This window comes from Galbibacter marinus (assembly GCF_000300875.1).
GTDB classification, from domain to species: Bacteria; Bacteroidota; Bacteroidia; order Flavobacteriales; family Flavobacteriaceae; genus Galbibacter; species Galbibacter marinus.
Map to the genome: position 1 here is coordinate 1 of NZ_AMSG01000038.1, position 18771 is coordinate 18771.

Here is an 18771-nt window from a genome sequence, read left to right on the forward strand (position 1 = left end):
GCAAGCGTACTTTCTGGTCAGATGGTTACTTGGTTTGTTCTATTGATGAAGCATCACCTGATACAATACGTCAATACATACTCTCCAAAGGGTAGTATGTCACTTACATCCCATTCACGCTAAAGCGATCAATGGGTTTTACGCTCCGATTTATAAATTCACATGCTATTCTTGGTTAAAATGGATCATTTCTTAGATTCTCACCATCATAACACGATATGTTGATTTATTGAGAAATTACACTAAAAACTTTTAACTTTGTAAAAAAAGTCATGAGTACATACGTTATTACTGGAGGAACCGGAAAAACTGGAAAAACACTTGCAATGAAATTATTAGAAAGTGGAAATAAAGTAAGGGTTGTATGCCGTAATTCAGATCGAGCAGAAGGATTAAAACAAAAAGGAGCTGAGGTATTTACTGGGGACAACTTAAATGAAAACTTTTTAAATGGAGCATTTGCTGGTGCAGATGCTGCCTACGTAGTACTTCCCATCGACATGCAAGCAGAGGAGTACACGGAAAATCAAGTAGCTCATGCCACAGCGATTAAAAATGCGATAGAAAATCAGGGTATTAAATTTGTTGTCACACTCAGTAGTGTTGGAGCACACTTGGACAAAGGAACTGGAGTAATTTTAGGACTACATAAAATGGAAAAACTCTTTAATGAGATTCCCAATATTAATGTAAAACATCTAAGAGCAACATATTTTATGGAAAATACCTTGACACAAACACCATCCATTAAAAATAATGGTATTATGACTGGGCCAGAAAAAGGTGATCAGAAGTTTGCTCTTGTTGCGGCTAAAGATATATCTCAAGCTGCTTATACCAATTTACAAACACTGGATTTTAAAGGTAAAAGTGTTGAATATGTCCTAGGCGAGCGGGATCTTTCGTATAATGAGATTGCTGAAATTTATGGAAAGGCTATTGGAATCCCTAATTTGAAATACAAGCAAGTTAGTGAAGATGATTTTCTATCTAGGATGGCCCAAATGGGGGTAAGTAAAAGCGCTGCTGAGAAATTCTATGAATTTACCCAGCGCATTAATCAAGGGGATGTTCCAAGCTACTATACCCGAAATAAAGAAAACACCACGCCAACATCCATTGAAGAATTTACAAGTGTTTTTAAAAACGCTTTTGATACGCAGTAGGCGGATCTAAATCCAATAGCAAGGGAAACTCTAACTGAACAGTAAAAAGTTCCCTTGTTTTTCATTGAATCATATCATCTGTTCCCAATCTTTCCAAACCGGCTGAATTCCACTATTTCTTAGCATTTGTGCGATAGTCTCTGTACTACGCTCATCAGAGATATCGAACTGTTCCAGAGATTGTGGATCAACAACATAACCTCCAGGATTTGTTTTTGATTCTGCGCTCATGGAAGTAATACCTAAATGAACTAACTGATCTCTAAATTTCGCATGCTCTCTTGTAGAAATAGATAATTCTATATCTTCAAACACTATTCGGTAGGCACATATAAGTTGTAAAAGATCGGCATCTGTCATTTCAACCTTTGGGTCAATACCTCCACTAAAGGGGCGTAATCTTGGGAAGGAAATCGAATATCTAGTTTTCCAGTACCTCCTTTGTAGGTAATTTAAATGCAGCGCTGTAAAAAAGCTATCAACACGCCAATCTTCCAGCCCCAAAAGTGCTCCAATACCTATTTTATGAATCCCAGCTTTTGCAAGACGATCTGGAGTATGTAGGCGGTAATCAAAATTTGATTTTTTTCCTTTGGGATGATGTGTCTTGTATGTTTCTCGATGGTAAGTCTCTTGATAGACTAGTGTTGCGTAAAGTCCTTGGGGTATGAGTATTTCATAATCCTCTTGGTCCAAAGGCTGTACTTCCATGGAGATATTTGTAAAATAGGGCTTAAGAAGAGAAATGGCATTGTTTAAATAATGAACACCTACATGCTGGTTGGCCTCTCCAGTAACAAGTAAAATATGTTGATAGCCTTTGTGTTTTAAAAACTCTGCTTCCTGAAGTATTTCTTTATCAGTGAGTGTACGTCTTGGTATTTTATTGGTAAGGCTAAATCCACAATAAGTACAGATATTTTGACATTCATTGCTAAGGTACATCGGTGCATACATCTGCATGGTATTGCCAAAACGATTCTTAGTAAGGGTTCTGCTTTTTTGGGCCATCTGCTCTAAATACCCTTGTGCTGCTGGTGAGATTAAGGCTTTGAAGTCTTCAAGGCTAGGTTTTTTAGCCTCTAGAGCCATCTGCACTTCAAAGGGGGTCTTTTGCTGGATGTTTTCCCATTGATGATCCCAATTGTATTGGCTTAATATCGAACTGAAATTATTCATAAAGAAAGTGAGTTAGAGGGCTACTAGCCTGTGGTGTATTTGTTGTTTTCGCAAGTTTAGCATTGTAGGCCATTGTTCCAGCTTCTACAGCTATTTTAAAGGCCTTCGCCATTTGAATAGGGTTTTTTGAGATAGCAATAGCGGTATTGACTAGTACTGCATCTGCTCCAATTTCCATGGCCTGGCAGGCATGTGAAGGACTTCCAATTCCAGCATCTACGATAACAGGTACCGTACTTTGTTGAATGATAATTTCGAGAAAGTCTAGTGTTTTAAGTCCTTTATTTGTTCCTATGGGAGCTCCTAGTGGCATAACACATTGTGCGCCTACATCTTCTAAACGTTTACAGAGCACTGGATCCGCATGAATATAGGGCATCACAACAAAACCTAATTTGACCAGCTTCTCACAAGCCTTTAAGGTTTCGATAGGATCCGGTAATAGGTATTTGGCATCTGGATGTATTTCTACTTTCACCCAATTTGTGCCTAAGGCCTCTCGCGCCAGCTGTGCGGCAAAAACCGCTTCTTCAGCGTTTCGTACCCCAGAGGTGTTTGGCAAAAGTGAAATTTGATCATGATCAAGTCCTTGTAAAATTGAGTGTTGTTCATTCTTCAGGTCCACTCTCTTTAGGGCAACAGTCACTAGTTGACTTTCGCTAGCAAGAACGGTCTCTTGCATCACCTGTGATGAGGAAAACTTACCAGTTCCAATTAACAATCGAGAACGGAAGGATTTTCCAGCTATAGTTAATTTAGTATTCATAAAATTGTGGTGATTTAAACGTTTCTTTAATCTCTTTAATGGCTTGATGGATATTGGGTTGCTGGTGTAGATATCCAGAGAGGGCAATACCCCATACACCTGCTTTTTGCAATGCTGCAATATCTGTTAGGGTGATTCCACCAATGGCCACTATAGGAATGTTATAGGATTGTTTGTGCATCTTTTGAATAATAGTGTAATAGGGGGCGATACCTAGGGTGGGACTTAGGTTTTTTTTTGTAGTTGTAAATCTAAAAGGCCCTAACCCAATATAATCTACTTCCTTATCTATTAGACTCTTGCAATCTTCCCAGGTGTTCGCTGTTCCACCTATTATTTTATCATTGCCTAGAATTTTTCTAGCTAAGACGGGATCTTGGTCTTGCTTACCTAGGTGTACTCCAGCGGCATCTACTATTTTTGCAATTTCAACATTATCATTAATGATTAAGTTCACCTTTCTATCTTTGCAATATTCTTGGGCTCTTAGAGCCGTTTGAAGGTGAAGTTTCTTCGGTGTATTTTTTAATCGCAATTGTACCCAAATGGAGCCAGCATCTACCATTTTTTTAATATGCTCTAGATGTTGCTCTGGTGTTGAACCCTGGCTTATATAATATATTTTAGGTTGTTTCATTGAATTTATTTATTTCAAATGTGATCCCAAAAGGGTAGGAGTAGAGGCCAAATAACGTTCTACATATGTCTTTGCTAATTCACAGCTCTCTTCCCACTTTTCGAAAGTGGCGTAATAAGCGGCAATGGCAGAGGAAAGAACGCAGCCGCTACCATGTTTTTCATTACAATCTTTTACCCTTGGGAAGTACACTATCTTTGGTTTATTTGGCTGATAAAGCTCATCTACTCCCACTTCCTTTCTATGGCCACCTTTTAAGTAGATACTGCAATAAGCTGATATGTCCTCTACTGTCTTTTTATAATCATCATCCAATGTAAAAGCAGATATTTCATTAAAATTAGGCGTGATTAAATCGATCTTAGTAAGACAACTAGTTGGGATCTTTTTAAAATGCTTCTCGGTTTGAAAACAATATCCACTTGATGATTGTATAATTGGATCCCAGATAATTTTAACCTTGGGAAGTTTTACTTTTAGCACCTCTAATATTTGGTTTAGAAAATCGAGGTTTTTAATAACTCCAATTTTAACTACCTTGGGTGTATAGTGCTTAAGTAGAAGCTCAAGTTGTTGCCAAATAATTTCTTCTTCTATCCAATAGCATTCACAGAATTTTGTTGCGCTTTGGATGGTATTACAACTCTGCACAAAAATCCCCTGAACTCCTATTGTTTCAAGGGTTTTGGCATCTGCGATAATTCCTGCTCCGCCGCTGGGGTCAAATCCTGCAATAACTAAAACTGTGGGTTTATCCATAAACTTTTTGATAGGTTTTTACAATGTCTTTAAAGGCCCTTAATGGCTCGTTACTTAGCCACACACTTCCCAAAACGGCGATCCCATTATATCCAAGGTCGCAAGCAACTTTCATATTTTTGGTCGTTATTCCTCCCAAAGCAATGATGGGATTAAAGGAATTTCGAATTTGAAAACTCTTTCCCTTAAGGTGTGTTTTTGAAATGGAATCAAAAACAGGACTCAGTACAGCATAATTATAGCGGCTTTGCCAACATGCCTGAAAAGGATCGTGAAAGGCAGCAGAGATGGTCAATTCAGATGGCCTTTCTACCTTCCCGACATTATTTTTCTCGGATTCCTTAAAATGGATTCCTTTTAAAGGAAAGTCTGCGCAAAGATGGTGGTGCTGATGCAACACCATCTTTTGAATGGTTCTATTCGAAAATTGATTAAGCCATTGTTGCATCTGTTCTAAGGTAAAATCAGGCTTTCTAACATGTATAAAGCAGTTGTCAAAAGCAGTAGCTTGTTCAAGGATACGCGTTTCATCTTCCACATTATTTTGAGCTGTAATTAGTAAAAACATCGGATAATTACTTTAGGGGGATTTGATCAGTTAATTTTAACTTTAGAGATAAACCTCTCCGCCTTGCGCCTTAAATTCTTCTGATTTTTCTTGCATCCCCTTGATAATAGCATCTTCGCTATCCATATTGTTTTCTTTTGCATATTGTCTAACATCCTGAGTGATTTTCATCGAACAGAAATTAGGACCACACATAGAACAAAAATGAGCTACTTTGGCGTTCTCCGACGGTAAGGTCTCATCGTGATAAGCTCTAGCGGTATCGGGATCCAGGGCAAGGTTAAACTGATCGTTCCAACGAAATTCGAAGCGTGCTTTACTCATGGCATTATCTCTATGTTGTGCTCCTGGATGTCCTTTTGCTAAATCGGCTGCATGTGCTGCAATTTTATAGGTAATAACTCCTTGCTTTACATCTTCTTTATTGGGAAGTCCAAGGTGTTCCTTCGGCGTGACATAACACAACATGGCACAACCATACCAACCAATCATCGCGGCACCAATTCCACTTGTTATATGATCATATCCTGGGGCTATGTCGGTTGTAAGTGGACCTAAGGTATAAAAAGGGGCTTGGTTGCATTCTTTTAGTTGTTTATCCATGTTTTCCTTTATCATATGCATGGGTATATGACCTGGTCCCTCAATGATGCATTGTACATCATGCTTGGAGGCAATTTTAGTTAGCTCCCCGAGGGTTTCTAATTCAGCAAACTGGGCGTAATCATTTGCATCGGCTATGCTACCAGGCCGTAGTCCATCACCAAGGGAGAAAGCGACATCATAGGATTTCATGATTTTACAAATTTCCTCAAAGTGGGTATATAAAAAGTTTTCCTGGTGATGAGCCAGGCACCATTTTGCCATAATGGAACCACCTCTAGAGACAATTCCAGTGAGTCTTTTGGCCGTGTGAGGAACATATTTAAGACGAACACCAGCGTGGATGGTAAAGTAATCTACACCTTGTTCGGCCTGTTCAATGAGGGTGTCTTTGAAAATTTCCCAACTTAAATTTTCTGCTTTTCCATTTACCTTTTCCAAAGCTTGGTAAATTGGCACTGTACCAATTGGAACAGGAGAATTTCTTAGGATCCATTCTCTAGTTTCATGAATGTTTTTACCCGTAGATAAATCCATTATGGTGTCCGCTCCCCATCGACACGCCCACACTGCTTTTTCTACCTCTTCTTCTATGGAAGAGCTCACTGCTGAATTTCCAATGTTCGCGTTGATTTTAACTAGGAAATTTCTCCCTATAATCATGGGTTCGCTCTCAGGGTGGTTGATGTTATTAGGGATCACTGCGCGTCCTTTTGCAACCTCATCTCTTACAAATTCTGGAGTGATTTGTTTTGGAATATTTGCACCGAAATCCTCTCCCGGATGTTGTCTACGAATCTCTATAGCATCTTGATATTTTTGGTTTTCACGAATAGCAATAAACTCCATTTCTGGTGTTATAACCCCTTTTCTAGCATAATGTAATTGAGTCACATTTTTCCCTGCTTTTGCCTTTAGTGGTTTGCGGATATTCTTAAATCTAAGGGATTGCAATTTTTGATCTTCAGCACGTTCTTTACCATAGTTAGAGGACAAATTACCAAGGAGTTCTACATCCTCACGTGCTGCAACCCATGATTGTCTAATGGGAGGTAATCCTAGATGGATATCAATCTCTTGAGATGGATCTGTATATGGTCCACTTGTGTCATAAATCAGTACTGGCTCATTGGGTGTTCTGGAGTTGTTAAAATGATCAATACTATCTTCCAAACTAATCTTTCTCATCGGAACTTTAATCCCTTTGTGTAGTTGACCTTTTAGGTACACCTTTTTTGAATTTGGAAAAGGCTCTCTGCTAATTCCTTGACTTGAGGGTGTAAGTTGTTCTTTCATAATAAAATTTTATTTAATTCGTGTTTAGTTGTGAAACCAACAAAAGGATCACCCGCCTTGAGCTGCTTGGATGATTAAAACCTGACTTCCGTTTTCAAGTACTGTTTCCGACCATAAGGTTTTAGAAATGACTTGATTGTTAATAGCTACAGCAATTCCAGAATTCTCAACATCGAGATGTTCAAGTAATTCTAATAGCCCTACAGGTTGACTGAAAAAGTGATTTTGATTGTTTACGTTCACAGTTATCATATCGTTTTGATTTTAATAGCTGTAAACAAAAGGGATGGATCCCGAAGAAAAGTTTATCGTATATAATATAGCGTTATTTGTGTGCTATATTTACAATGGAATTTTCGAACTTTTTCCTTCGCAGGTACTAGCCTGAATCAGGTTCAAAGGGTAATTTCTCAGCCAAACCAAATTGGCACCCCTAAAGTTTACGGACCAAATGTAACAGTAATATTATTGATAACCAAATTCTTTGCAGGAAGTGGCTCTATTGAGTTGTTTGCTTAAAATTAAGTAATAAACTTGTGATAATGCTCTTATATGTTGCACGAAATAAATTCAGCACGTTATTCCATAGCATATTAATTGGGACATTTTTTAACGCATGACTTTCTTTAAAATTCCCATAACGCCTCTAATGAAGGTAGCTGAAGTAAGCACTTTAACTACTGGATTCATTCGTGTACTTTTTCTACTAGAAGTCCTTCTTTGTTTGCTTTGCTCTTCTTTAGCTTGTTTTTGTACTTCTTCACGTTGCGAGATTTCAATTTTCTTTGTTAAAATCTCATAGGCGCTTTCACGATCAACAATTTCATTGTACTTCTGACTTAGTTGTGAATTGTTTAATAGTTCTTCTAATTCTTGATCATTAAGAATATCCATTCTACTCATTGGAGCTCTCAACATAGTGGCTGCAAGGGGAGTAGGGCGGCCTTTTTCATCCAAAGCAGTGATAAGAGCTTCTCCTATCCCTAGAGAAGTTAGGACCTCGGCTGTGTCATAATATTCTGATATAGGATAATTCTCAGCCGTTAATTTTATAGCCTTCCTGTCCTTGGCGGTAAAGGCTCGAAGAGCATGTTGTATTTTTAGTCCCAACTGAGAAAGTACAGCATTTGGAATATCTGTTGGATTTTGAGTTACAAAATAGACTCCAATTCCCTTGGAACGAATTAACTTAACGATACTTTCAATCTGGTCTAATAATGCATCAGAAGCTTCATTAAAAATTAAGTGTGCCTCATCTATAAAAATAATCAGTTCGGGACGATCGCTATCACCCTGCTCTGGGAAGGTGTCGTATACCTCTGCTAATAGACTCATCATAAAAGTAGAGAAAAGCTTAGGCCTATCTTGAATATCCGTTAAACGAATCACGTTTATAATTCCTCTGCCTTGATTATCAATTCTTGTCAAATCATTGACATCAAAAGAAGTTTCACCAAAGAACAAATCTGCACCTTGTTGTTCAAGCTGTATTATTTTACGCAATATAGCCCCTGTTGATGCTGTTGAAACTCTACCGTAGGATTTTTGAAATTCTTCCTTTCCTTGATCTGTGGCGTATTGAAGGATCTTTTTAAAATCTTTTAAATCTAAAAGTGGAAGCTTATTGTCATCACAGTATTTGAAAATCACGGCCACGATACCTTGTTGGGTTTCAGTGAGATCTAAAATTCGAGAAAGTAATATAGGACCAAACTCAGACACCGTTGCTCTTAGACGAACACCTCCTTGCTCTGAGAGAGTAAGTATTTCTAAAGGGAATTTCTTAGCTTGATATGGAAAGCCAATTTTTGTATGACGCTCATCAATTCCAGCGTTTTGATCACCAGGCTGAGCTAGTCCACTTAAATCCCCTTTGAGGTCCATTAGAAGCACAGGAATCCCTTTATCGGAAAGGTTCTCTGCTAATATTTGCAAAGTCTTTGTTTTTCCTGTACCAGTTGCTCCTGCTATTAAACCGTGTCGGTTTAAAGTTTTAAGGGGAATTTTTACTAAAGCATTGGTTAGTGTTTCGCCTTCCAACATGGCACTACCCATAGTAATATAATCTCCTTTAGTCTTGTATCCTGCTTCAATTGATGTAATAAAAGCGTCTTTATCAGCCATTGTATCTAAAAATTTACACTAAAATAGACGAAAATCTCAAAAAGTAATAAAGAATTTAGGTTTTAATGTTTTAAAACCAGAGTAAACTAGTGTCTTTGTAGGGTTTTTAAGTACCTATTGTCCTAAGATACTCTGATCTCTTTGATGGGGGGAATACTTCTTTATTGAAATGCTACTTAAAATTCTAAGCAACAGGCCGTATCAAATTAAAAATGGAAAACGTATCTTTGCAGCATGATAGAAGAAGGGATATTAGCCAAGGTAAATGCAGGAGAAATGCTTCCGCTAATGGAAGAGTTTTATACCATTCAAGGAGAAGGTTTCCACAAGGGGACAGCGGCATATTTTATACGAGTAGGTGGTTGTGATGTTGGGTGCCACTGGTGTGATGTTAAAGAAAGCTGGAATGCAGCGACTCATCCACCCACTGATGTAAAGCAAATTGTTGATAATGCGGCTAAATATTCTGATACTATCGTAATTACCGGTGGAGAACCCCTTACGTGGGATATGAGCTTTATCACCTCTGAGTTGAAAAAGAGAGGTTTGAAAATACACATTGAGACCTCCGGTGCTTACCCCTTAACTGGTCAGTGGGATTGGATCTGTTTATCCCCTAAAAAGTTAAAACTTCCTACAGAAGAAATTTATAAAAAAGCCCATGAATTAAAGGTTATTGTTTTCAATCAACACGATTTAAAATTTGCTGAAGAACAAGCAGCAAAGGTCAATGAAAATTGCATCCTATACTTACAACCCGAATGGAGTAAACGCGATAAGGTAATTCCGATGATTGTGGATTACGTTATGCAGCACCCTAAATGGAAAGTGTCACTTCAGACTCATAAATACCTGAATATACCTTAGTAGTAATTTTTAGAACCATTCCAATACCACTGGATGCCTAACCAATAAGGTGGAGAACAACATTTTTAGTTGTTGTCCTTTTCAAGCTTCCCTTTTTGGAATATATAAGCGTTTAAAGGGAATAAGAAAATTAGAAAGAAAACAACACCAAAAGCCAGTTCATAAACTTCCCATTTTCTACTTGGAGGAATTATTGTAACGATTAAGGTTGAAACCAAAAAAGCGATGGTTTGATGCCACTGAACCACTGGCACAGCGAAGGTTTGCATTAACCTTTTAACCCAGTCCATTTTGCGGTATAGAATTGGAACTATAATCAGGTACACTACCATAGCAACCATTAGTAATTGGCTAAATACTATTTTATTTACCTTTTTACCACTGACAACTAAATTGTGTAGGTTGGTCTCTTTTTGTGCATTATTCTCCATAAAGAAGGCACTGGATTCAATATTAAAAACACGTTGTCCCCAAGAAATTTCTTCTCCAGCACCGAAAAAGAAAATCAAGGCAAATGCACATACGCCTAATTTCCAAGTAGCCGATTTTTCTTTGGAAAGGGTGAATAACCGAAAAACACAAAGTATACTAACACATAATAGCATAATCGCCGTTGCCCACTCTACAGCATTATCTTCAGCTGCAAAAACATCATTGAAGTAAGTGTCGTCTGTAAAGCCTAAATAGAGACTTAAAGCAAAAATGACTGCTAAAAATGTATAACCTAATTTTTCAGTTCTATTGATTGTCATGGTTATTTTGTTTTTTTTCAAGTATAAAATAATATGTTATTAACCGATCCTTATACGCGGAATGCTGAGGGCTCGCAGTATAATTTATATCAAAAGTATCTGCTAGTTCTATATGATACTCTGTGGCAAATATACGTTTAAATTCAGATGTATTCTCAGGGGTAACCAAAATTCCGAATCTATTTTCTTGTGGAGTTTCAAGTGGTCCGCTGTAAATAATATCTGGTACCGAATACCCTAAATGCCATAAGGACTCTGGGGTGACCTCCCCATAAGAATATAACTTAACATCAGGTTTTAAGTTACTAATATTATTGAAGTTTGGATTGATATATAAGGCTTTTGTCAATGGAAAACCAGCAGTTAGAATCACCCATGTAAATGCAATAGTCAGTAGAAAAACTTTTTTAATTTGTTGTTTTTTAAGGGCTATAAGGATAAGTAATCCACTTAAGAAAAGTAGTACAGCACACAGAGTGAAGTTGGCATAAAAGCCTTTCAAATTGTCCCTAAAATAGAGAAAACCAGCAGTTGGAAATGAAATACCAATAAATCCAATTAGGCCAAAATTAAAATATACAGGTAGTTTTTCGGATCTTTTGAGATTCTTAATTCTTGCAATAAGATACTCTATATAAAATGCCGTATTTAAAGCCATTGGTATTAGAACAGGAAGTAGGTACCGTGATTTTTTCTCTGGAATTATCGATAGAAGTACTACCGAAGATATAGTCCATATAAAGGAAAAGGTATATGCTTTGGGGTCACTTACTTTGTTTTTCAGGTAAGGATAGAGAAGGGCTATAAATGAGGGTATAGTCCAAATGCCACTTTGGGTAAAGAAACTCCAATAGTAATAGAAAGGACGAATGTTATAACTGGACCAATTTCCAGTCTCTTCTTCTGTGATTTTTAAGTAATTTGCTGGATCTTCAATTCGAACATAGCCATACCAAGATAGCCCAACACATAGACCAATTATTAGGGTAAGTAACATTGGGAGAATATGTCTTTTGGAGAGTCGTTTTTTATAAGTTGCTAGATAAGCAATGATAAAGGGAAGCCATAAAGCATAAGGCGATACGGGTCCTTTACTTAAAAAAGCACATCCAAAAAACACTCCACTTCCCAAAGCATAAAGTACCCTTTTGTTAGACTGGTGTAGCATCCTAAGCAAAAAGAAAATACTTAAGACCATAAATCCATGAGCGAAGATATCCCATTGTCCATTTCGTCCTGAGAAAATGATGTAAAAGGAGGTCGCTAATATCAGTGCAGTATAAAATGCGAGATTCTTTTTTTTAAAAAATTCTATAACAAGCTTGTAATAGGCAAGAATTAAAACAATGCAAATAAGCGCAGCAGGTAATCGCAATGCCCATAGATTGTGAACTCCAAATAAATAGGCACTTAAGGCAGTGAGCCAAGTCGGAAGTGGAGGTTTTTCATAGCGGGCTACATCATTCATCGTCGGAAGTAGCCAGTTTTCATTGAGGAGCATCTCACGTGCGGAAATAAAGTTTCTAGCCTCCATGATATTGACATAGATGACATCCAAGTTAAAAAGGAAGATTCCTATGCAGACAAGAATAATGATCGCGATGGGATATTTTTCGATAAACTTATTCATTTTGATTTTTTAGGATAAGTAAATTTCTCATATATATAACGCTTCCAAAGGTGTGACCGACAAAAAGAACGGGATCTCTACGAAAAATTGCATAAACCAAAATTAACAGCGCACCAACTAAACTTAACTGCCAAAATCCTTTTGGTAAACACGATATCTTTTTGTGTTCTGAATAGGCCCATTGGTAGACAAATCGAAGGGTAAATATAATTTGAGCAACCACCCCTAATAACAATAACCACAATGGGATATTATCATTATCAAATAACGCCTTAAGGTCATAATTGTTATTGTTATATCCATAGACAATAATAAAAACCGGAAACAGGATTAAAAATAAACGAAGTGCTTTTGGAGCCTCTTTCCATTTGCCTTGTAATTGAAGGTTTCTAATATAAATAAAGTAAGAAAGGGATTGTCCGAGCATGATTGCAAAATCATTCCTTAACCAACCGTAGGTAAAAAGTAAAAAAGAAGCAACCAGACTAAAAATCCAAAACAGCGTGGGAGTGCTAACTTTTTTAAGTTTTTCAGAACTTAACCACTGGTGCAATAGGCGCGCTGAAAACAGTAGTTGCGCAAGAAAACCTATGGAGTATATAATCCAATTGTCAATCATCCTTTCTTAACGATGGTGTAATTAATGTATTTCCTTTTCATCCATAAATAAGCAAAGCAATCCATTAGCGGTCCTAAAAGACGGTTCCATAACCCGAAATTTGCTTTACCCGCTATTCTGGGGTAATGACGAATTGGAACTTGAATCACTTTTCCTTTTTGCAGTAAAATCATTGCAGGTAGAAATCGATGCAATCCTTTAAACATGGGGATCCTTTTGGCATAATCCGTATGTATAATTTTTAACGGACAACCTGTATCGTCCATACCATCCTTAGTAAAAGAACGTCGAATCACATTGGCAATTTTTGACATGAAGTTTTTGAAAAAGGAATCTTTTCTCTCGGCTCGGACACCAGTTATGAGCTGGTATTGATCGCGGTATTCTAATAGTTTATTAAAATCTTCTGGATTGGTTTGTAGGTCTGCATCGATATAGCCTAAAAGAGGTGTTTGAACTGTGTCAAACCCTGCTTTTATAGCAGCACTTAATCCCTGGTTTTGTTTAAATGTAATGTATTCAAACCTCTGATCATCATTACAGATCTCTTCGATAATCTTTTGGCTATTATCTGATGATCCATCATTTACAAACAGTAACTTCGTTGAAAGAGGAGCGGTCTCAAAATAAGTGATAAATGTAGAGACTACTCGAGGTAAATTGTCTTGTTCATTGTATACGGGAACAACAATGGTAAGCTCAAATTCCATATTGATTTTTTAGTTATCTTACTTAAAAGGATACTATAATAATACCATTTTAAGTAGTTAAGTATAACTAAAGTAAGGAAATTAAATGTTGTGCAGCTGCAAAAGGGGTGATTTTATGATCCTCAATGGCTTTTAGTTGAAGTTGTAATGCTTTTTGTATTTCTGGATTTTGATAAAAGTTTTCTTTGAGATGTTCTTCGATGGATTGGTATAACCAGAATTTATTTTGGTCCTGTCGCTTTTTATCAAAGCTGTGATTTTTCTTAGAGGTTTCGATATAAGAATCTATAAGCTCACGCACCTCTACAATACCTTTGTTTTCTATTGCTGAGGTAAGTAGTACTTTTGGTTTCCATCCGTTTTCTTTTGGGGGAAAGAGTTTTATCGCCCTACTAAACTCACTTTTAGCAATTTTTGCCCTTTGTAAATTGTCACCATCCGCCTTGTTGATAACAATGGAATCCGCCAGCTCAATAATGCCTCTTTTAATACCTTGGAGCTCGTCTCCTGCTCCAGACAGTTTTAGAACTAAGAAAAAGTCAACCATACTATGTACAACGGTTTCACTTTGTCCTACTCCGACGGTTTCGACAATGATGGTTTGAAAACCAAAAGCTTCGCATAAAAGGATTGTTTCACGTGTTTTTCTTGCAACTCCACCTAAGGTGCTACCCGCTGCTGAAGGACGAATAAATACATCTGGATGCCTTGCTAGTTCTTGCATACGTGTTTTATCGCCAAGTACACTGCCTTTGGATATAGAACTACTGGGATCCACAGCTAATACCGCAACTTTGTTAGATGGTGAGGCCACAAGAGACCCGAATGCTTCTATAAAACTACTTTTTCCAACACCTGGAACTCCAGTTATACCTATTCTCTTTGAGGTGTTACTATAAGGAAGGCATCGTTGTAATAGGTCATGAGCAAGTGGTCTATGCTCTGGTTTAGTACTTTCAATAAGAGTAATGGCTCTACTAAGGGCTGTAATATTTCCTTTTAATAAAGAGTCACACAAGTCATCCACATCAAATTCAGGTTTTCGCCTGGATTTAAACTGTTTGACCACCGAGGATCTCGTCTTTGGAATTAACGGATTTTTCGGTGTTTGTTCTTTAGATGAATCTTTTAATGGTTTTTTTGCCAAGGTTAAATTTTATAGCAAATTTAATATTTAAAATGTATATACTTTGTAGGAATAAAGGTAACTTACAGGAAATAATCAAATAAATTTTTAAAAATGAAGGCATTATATCAAGCAGTAGCCACAACAACTGGCGGTAGATCAGGACATGTGAAAAGCGATGATGGCATCATCGATATGGATTTAGAACTTCCTACAGGCTTAGGTGGCAAAGGAGGAGAATATACGAATCCAGAACAATTATTTGCTGCGGGTTATTCTGCTTGCTTTGGAAGCGCACTACAATTTGTAGCCAAGGAAAATGATGTTTATCTTGGTGATGACTTCAAAGTTCAAGCAACCGTGGGTATTGGAAAACATCCCGAATTGGGAGGGTTTCTCTTGGAAGTGACTCTTGATGTTACCTTGCCAGGGGTTGAAAATGAAGTAGGGGAGAAACTCATCAACCAAGCGCATGAAGTTTGCCCGTACTCTAGAGCAACCGCTGATAATGTAGATGTAACCTTGAATTTAATGGTTTAAAAAAGGCTCACAAAGTCACTTGAATTATAAAACAGCAAGACCTTATAATCTCAAGATCGCAAGGTCTTGCTGTGTTTTTATCTTAGAACTGGATTATTTAATGCTGAACTCAAACAAACTCTCATTGGTATATACTTCTTCGCTTTTTAGTACCGAAGATGGGAATTCTGGATGATTTGGCGCATCAGGAAAGTTTTGAGTTTCAAAACATATTGCAGGGTATTCTGACACGGGCTGGTTAAGAAGTAACTTCTCATTTAGGGTAGGTGGGGTATATATCACCACAGCTGGTTGATTCGATCGCACCACCATTTGTATTTTGTTTTTTGGGGAGTACAAAATAGCTAAAGGGTTATTTTGCTTTACCACATATGTATCATCAATTTCTCCGATCTCCAATTGCTTTTGAAGTAGAGTAGTGTTTCTAAAATCAAAATGGGTTCCCTTGACTTGGTTAAATTTCCCATTAGGTATAGCCGTTTGATCTTTATCTAAAATCTGATCTGCATGTAAAGTAAGTTCATGATCTGATACAGAGCCATTTCCGTTTAAATTATAGTAATTATGGTTGGTTAAATTAATTACAGTGTCCTTATCAGTTTTAGCCTTATAGGTTATTTGCAACGCATTATCCATTAAGGTATAGGTACAAAATACTTCTAGGTTTCCAGGGTAACCTTCCTCCATATCTTTACTAAAATAGGAATAGGTAATATGCGGATTTTCTCCTTGGGTCACTTCGACAAGTTTCCATGTCTTAAAGGAAAAACCTTCCTTTCCTCCATGAAGGTGAACCTGATTTTCTGTATATACTGGATAATGTTTTTGACCAATAGTAAAGCCCTTAGGGTCGATTCTTCCAGCGTAACGTCCCACAGAAGCACCAAGGTAAGGTGCGTTATGAATGTAGCTATTTAGGTCTTTATAACTCATCACCACATTGACATCATTTCCAAGATGGTCCTTGAAAATTAATTGATGAATGGTTGCGCCATAATCTATAGTAGTGAGCTTTAGATGTTTATTTGAAATCGTATGTGTTCTCATTTGATATTGCTTGTAGAAAGTTCAAAGCACGAAAGTACAAAATAGAAAAAGAGAAAATTTCAAATAAACCTATAAAGTTTAATTTTAAATTAATGTGAGAAGTTCTAAAAATATTAGAACCTCTCGCATTAATAAATCTTAATTACCTAAATGAGGTGTATTAACTTATTTTAGATTCTTAGAGATGTTGAATCCTACTAAGTCCTTGCTGATTTTCTGACTGGTAATCTTGGCATAAATTTGTGTAGTAGAAATATTTTTATGCCCCATCATTTTACTAAGGCTTTCAAGTGGTACGCCTTCAGTTAAGAACATTGTTCCAAATGTGTGTCTTGTAGTGTGAAAGGTTACTTTTTGCTCAGTAACAATCCCTAATTCCTGAATGAGTTTGTCTATATAACTGTTGCAAACTTTGTTTGTAGGAACGGGAAAAATAAAATCATTTCGGGTAGTGTTTTTATATTTTTCAATAATTCGTTTGGGTATTTCCATCAGTCTTACATTCGAAGTAACATCAGATTTTTGTCTTCGGCTTATAATCCAGTCATGTCCATCAAAAAAGGACTGTATGTTAGTGTTTTTAAGTTGTTTGATATCTATGTAGGATAAGCCCGTAAAACAGCTGAATACAAAAAGATCCTTTACAAGTTCGTAATAGCTTTTTGAAGGGCTATGCATTAAAAGGGCTTCGACTTGTTCCTTTAGTAAGTAACTGCGATCATTTTCCTTCATGGAGATTTCGTAATCTTCAAAAGGGTTTTTTCTGATTAGCCCATTTTTGACCGCTAATTCTGCAACCCGGTAAAGTGGCATTGTATAGACCCAAACAGTATTATGTGAGCATTCTTTGTCTATTCTAAGAAAGAAATCAAATTCTCTAATAAAATCACAAGTCAATTCCCGAAAAGCCATATCATCACGATGATACCTGTTTTTTATAAATTCAGCAACGTGGTTATAAACGATTTTGTATTTATAATAGGTGCTTTCGGAGCGTTCTCCTTTTGCTACCATTTTTCCAAAATCTTCATTGTTCTTTTTGAATACTTTAAGCAAAGAATCTTCCATAACGCCAACACCGAGAAATGCGAGTTTCAGTTTTTGTGCAGTGGCAAACCCCTCATGTTTCAGCATATCTTCATAAATCTGGTCGATACGCCCACAAATGTTGTCTAATTTTTGATTAAGACTTAATGCTTTGGTACTCTTTCCCTCAACTCTCCCGAACTTTAAATCCCAAATATTGGGGTCAATTTCTAACTTTGTACCCATTGTTTTGGGTGTTCCATCAATGGTAATACGTGCCATAATCGGGGCATTACCGTTCTTTTTCAGCTCATTCCTTTTTAAGTAGAAAAGGAGTTTGTACGTCGATTTTTTTGTCTGTTGCATAACTCAAATGTTTAATGATTAAAATTAAATTACATTGAGTTACAAGGGAATATAAAAAAGGGTGCAAAATACTGAAATATAACCTGTTAAATAATATCATTACCGACCTTAATCAGTAATGATTTAGTAACCTAACCTTGTCAATTTAAGCCTAAAATCATACAGACACGGAGTTCCAGTTCACGACTACAATTTTATAAAGCATTGTATAATAACGAGTTTAGCCGTTTTGCTTATCTTTGCTTTTTAATAATCTTTTTTATGGAAAAAATGGATAACTTTAACCTAACAATATGTGAACTGTAAAATAATAGTAGATCTTGAAGTTAACCGACTAAAGTTTTAAATATAAAGACCCCACCCCCCTTTCTCCCAACTCTTCATTTATTACAAACCATAGTTTAAAACAAACTTCACTGTTGTCTGCATGGTAATCCAATGAACAAAAGACCTATATTTTATTCTGAAAGACATAAGGAGAAAATAGACCTTATTGTAAAAATGAATTATTTCGCTTCGGTGACAATGATTTGCTTCGCTTTAATTTTCTATTTCTTCTTAGATATTAAAAAAGTTATACCACACACCTTAATTACCTATAGCATCCTGAGTCTAATCAATAGCTTACTATTTGCTAAACATAGAAATTTACACACCTCTTATGTCATCAGTACATCTTTAGGTCTTATTGGGGCACTTGTAGTATGTTTATATAGTGGAGGGATCAAAAGTCCATTTATCTTTATATTATTGCTTATCGTTTTCTCAGGATATGTATCCACACGGAGTTACGGAAAATTTCATTTATATCTTATTCTAGTAATCATTCTCGCAATTTAACTAGTAATGCTAATTGAAGGGATACAGTTCAAGGAAATAAAACGTCAAAAAAGATATAAAAACTTATTTCAAAAGTAGGTAAAACCTCAGTGTTTTCGTGCCTTAGCGCACGATGAATGACCAAGAATTACAAGCCCAAAACGCTGCGCA

General features: G+C 36.7%; 19 protein-coding genes and 1 riboswitch. Of the genes, 4 read left to right on the forward strand and 15 right to left on the reverse strand.

Annotated elements, in window-relative coordinates; genetic code table 11:
• Both I215_RS16710 and I215_RS14815 read left to right on the forward strand, forming a co-directional pair.
• A partial coding sequence (locus tag I215_RS16710; RefSeq protein WP_040460591.1) for a transposase occupies positions 1-95 on the forward strand: 95 nt, incomplete at its 5' end.
• 177 nt (positions 96-272) lie between these two features.
• The gene (locus I215_RS14815; protein WP_008992805.1) at positions 273-1166 is read left to right on the forward strand and encodes an NmrA family NAD(P)-binding protein; all 894 of its coding nucleotides are present in this window, start codon (positions 273-275) and stop codon (positions 1164-1166) included.
• A 69-nt stretch (positions 1167-1235) separates the two neighbouring features.
• Here I215_RS14815 and thiH read toward each other — a convergent pair whose 3' ends face one another.
• The 8 genes from thiH to I215_RS14860 form a co-directional block, all read right to left on the reverse strand.
• Entirely contained in the window at positions 1236-2345 is a 1110-nt protein-coding gene (thiH, locus tag I215_RS14820; RefSeq protein ID WP_008992806.1) for a 2-iminoacetate synthase ThiH, read from the reverse strand.
• Positions 2338-3111: a thiazole synthase gene (locus I215_RS14825; protein ID WP_008992807.1), complete on the reverse strand. Its 774-nt coding sequence runs from the start codon at positions 3109-3111 to the stop codon at positions 2338-2340. Before I215_RS14825 ends, thiH begins: the two co-directional genes overlap by 8 nt.
• Positions 3101-3748, reverse strand: coding sequence for a thiamine phosphate synthase (thiE, locus tag I215_RS14830; RefSeq protein ID WP_008992808.1), 648 nt, complete (start codon positions 3746-3748; stop codon positions 3101-3103). The genes I215_RS14825 and thiE overlap by 11 nt, the downstream gene beginning before the upstream one ends.
• 9 nt (positions 3749-3757) lie before the next feature.
• Positions 3758-4507 carry a bifunctional hydroxymethylpyrimidine kinase/phosphomethylpyrimidine kinase gene (locus tag I215_RS14835; RefSeq protein ID WP_008992809.1) on the reverse strand — a complete coding sequence of 250 codons (750 nt, stop codon included), beginning with the start codon at positions 4505-4507 and terminating at the stop codon, positions 3758-3760.
• The gene (locus tag I215_RS14840) at positions 4500-5075 is read right to left on the reverse strand and encodes a thiamine phosphate synthase (protein ID WP_008992810.1); all 576 of its coding nucleotides are present in this window, start codon (positions 5073-5075) and stop codon (positions 4500-4502) included. Before I215_RS14840 ends, I215_RS14835 begins: the two co-directional genes overlap by 8 nt.
• A 42-nt stretch (positions 5076-5117) precedes the next feature.
• Positions 5118-6974: a phosphomethylpyrimidine synthase ThiC gene (gene thiC, locus I215_RS14845; protein ID WP_008992811.1), complete on the reverse strand. Its 1857-nt coding sequence runs from the start codon at positions 6972-6974 to the stop codon at positions 5118-5120.
• 48 nt (positions 6975-7022) lie between these two features.
• Positions 7023-7226 (reverse strand): sulfur carrier protein ThiS, encoded by a 204-nt coding sequence (gene thiS / locus I215_RS14850; RefSeq protein ID WP_008992812.1) that lies wholly within the window; start codon positions 7224-7226, stop codon positions 7023-7025.
• Between the two features lie 96 nt (positions 7227-7322).
• Positions 7323-7419, reverse strand: a riboswitch (TPP riboswitch).
• A 164-nt stretch (positions 7420-7583) separates the two neighbouring features.
• Complete coding sequence (locus tag I215_RS14860) at positions 7584-9098, reverse strand: helicase HerA-like domain-containing protein (protein ID WP_008992813.1); 1515 nt, start codon at positions 9096-9098, stop codon at positions 7584-7586.
• A gap of 234 nt (positions 9099-9332) precedes the next feature.
• Here I215_RS14860 and I215_RS14865 point away from each other — a divergent pair, with 234 nt between their 5' ends.
• Positions 9333-9965, forward strand: coding sequence for a 7-carboxy-7-deazaguanine synthase QueE (locus tag I215_RS14865; protein ID WP_008992814.1), 633 nt, complete (start codon positions 9333-9335; stop codon positions 9963-9965).
• A 65-nt stretch (positions 9966-10030) separates the two neighbouring features.
• Here I215_RS14865 and I215_RS14870 read toward each other — a convergent pair whose 3' ends face one another.
• From I215_RS14870 to meaB, 5 genes are all read right to left on the reverse strand, one after another.
• On the reverse strand, positions 10031-10717 hold the full coding sequence (locus I215_RS14870; RefSeq protein ID WP_008992815.1) for a hypothetical protein: 687 nt from the start codon (positions 10715-10717) through the stop codon (positions 10031-10033).
• A complete protein-coding gene (locus I215_RS14875) occupies positions 10704-12347 on the reverse strand; it encodes an ArnT family glycosyltransferase (protein ID WP_008992816.1) in 1644 nt (547 codons plus the stop codon). Before I215_RS14875 ends, I215_RS14870 begins: the two co-directional genes overlap by 14 nt.
• Complete coding sequence (locus I215_RS14880; RefSeq protein ID WP_040460598.1) at positions 12340-12963, reverse strand: lipid-A-disaccharide synthase N-terminal domain-containing protein; 624 nt, start codon at positions 12961-12963, stop codon at positions 12340-12342. The genes I215_RS14875 and I215_RS14880 overlap by 8 nt, the downstream gene beginning before the upstream one ends.
• A complete protein-coding gene (locus tag I215_RS14885; protein WP_008992818.1) occupies positions 12963-13676 on the reverse strand; it encodes a glycosyltransferase family 2 protein in 714 nt (237 codons plus the stop codon). The genes I215_RS14880 and I215_RS14885 overlap by 1 nt, the downstream gene beginning before the upstream one ends.
• 67 nt (positions 13677-13743) lie before the next feature.
• Positions 13744-14823, reverse strand: a complete 1080-nt coding sequence (gene meaB / locus I215_RS14890) for a methylmalonyl Co-A mutase-associated GTPase MeaB (protein ID WP_008992819.1) — start codon at positions 14821-14823, stop codon at positions 13744-13746.
• 93 nt (positions 14824-14916) lie between these two features.
• Between meaB and I215_RS14895 the strand changes: the two genes are divergently transcribed.
• Positions 14917-15342, forward strand: coding sequence for an organic hydroperoxide resistance protein (locus I215_RS14895; protein ID WP_008992820.1), 426 nt, complete (start codon positions 14917-14919; stop codon positions 15340-15342).
• A gap of 93 nt (positions 15343-15435) precedes the next feature.
• Here the strand turns inward: I215_RS14895 and I215_RS14900 are convergent, their stop codons facing one another.
• Both I215_RS14900 and I215_RS14905 read right to left on the reverse strand, forming a co-directional pair.
• Positions 15436-16389: an aldose epimerase family protein gene (locus I215_RS14900; RefSeq protein ID WP_008992821.1), complete on the reverse strand. Its 954-nt coding sequence runs from the start codon at positions 16387-16389 to the stop codon at positions 15436-15438.
• Positions 16390-16554: 165 nt separating this feature from the next.
• Positions 16555-17781: a site-specific integrase gene (locus I215_RS14905; protein WP_008992822.1), complete on the reverse strand. Its 1227-nt coding sequence runs from the start codon at positions 17779-17781 to the stop codon at positions 16555-16557.
• Between the last annotated feature and the right edge of the window lie 990 nt (positions 17782-18771).

Excerpts from the sequence above, each read along its gene's own strand:
- I215_RS14885 (WP_008992818.1), bottom strand. The coding sequence starts at position 13,676 with ATGGAATTTGAGCTTACCATTGTTGTTCCCGTATACAATGAACAAGAC.
- thiS (WP_008992812.1), bottom strand. The coding sequence starts at position 7,226 with ATGATAACTGTGAACGTAAACAATCAAAATCACTTTTTCAGTCAACCT.
- I215_RS14835 (WP_008992809.1), bottom strand. The coding sequence starts at position 4,507 with ATGGATAAACCCACAGTTTTAGTTATTGCAGGATTTGACCCCAGCGGC.
- I215_RS14900 (WP_008992821.1), bottom strand. The coding sequence starts at position 16,389 with ATGAGAACACATACGATTTCAAATAAACATCTAAAGCTCACTACTATA.
- I215_RS14865 (WP_008992814.1), top strand. The coding sequence starts at position 9,333 with ATGATAGAAGAAGGGATATTAGCCAAGGTAAATGCAGGAGAAATGCTT.
- I215_RS14895 (WP_008992820.1), top strand. The coding sequence starts at position 14,917 with ATGAAGGCATTATATCAAGCAGTAGCCACAACAACTGGCGGTAGATCA.
- thiC (WP_008992811.1), bottom strand. The coding sequence starts at position 6,974 with ATGAAAGAACAACTTACACCCTCAAGTCAAGGAATTAGCAGAGAGCCT.
- I215_RS14860 (WP_008992813.1), bottom strand. The coding sequence starts at position 9,098 with ATGGCTGATAAAGACGCTTTTATTACATCAATTGAAGCAGGATACAAG.
- I215_RS14905 (WP_008992822.1), bottom strand. The coding sequence starts at position 17,781 with ATGCAACAGACAAAAAAATCGACGTACAAACTCCTTTTCTACTTAAAA.
- thiE (WP_008992808.1), bottom strand. The coding sequence starts at position 3,748 with ATGAAACAACCTAAAATATATTATATAAGCCAGGGTTCAACACCAGAG.
- I215_RS14840 (WP_008992810.1), bottom strand. The coding sequence starts at position 5,075 with ATGTTTTTACTAATTACAGCTCAAAATAATGTGGAAGATGAAACGCGT.
- I215_RS14815 (WP_008992805.1), top strand. The coding sequence starts at position 273 with ATGAGTACATACGTTATTACTGGAGGAACCGGAAAAACTGGAAAAACA.
- I215_RS14825 (WP_008992807.1), bottom strand. The coding sequence starts at position 3,111 with ATGAATACTAAATTAACTATAGCTGGAAAATCCTTCCGTTCTCGATTG.
- thiH (WP_008992806.1), bottom strand. The coding sequence starts at position 2,345 with ATGAATAATTTCAGTTCGATATTAAGCCAATACAATTGGGATCATCAA.
- I215_RS14875 (WP_008992816.1), bottom strand. The coding sequence starts at position 12,347 with ATGAATAAGTTTATCGAAAAATATCCCATCGCGATCATTATTCTTGTC.
- I215_RS14870 (WP_008992815.1), bottom strand. The coding sequence starts at position 10,717 with ATGACAATCAATAGAACTGAAAAATTAGGTTATACATTTTTAGCAGTC.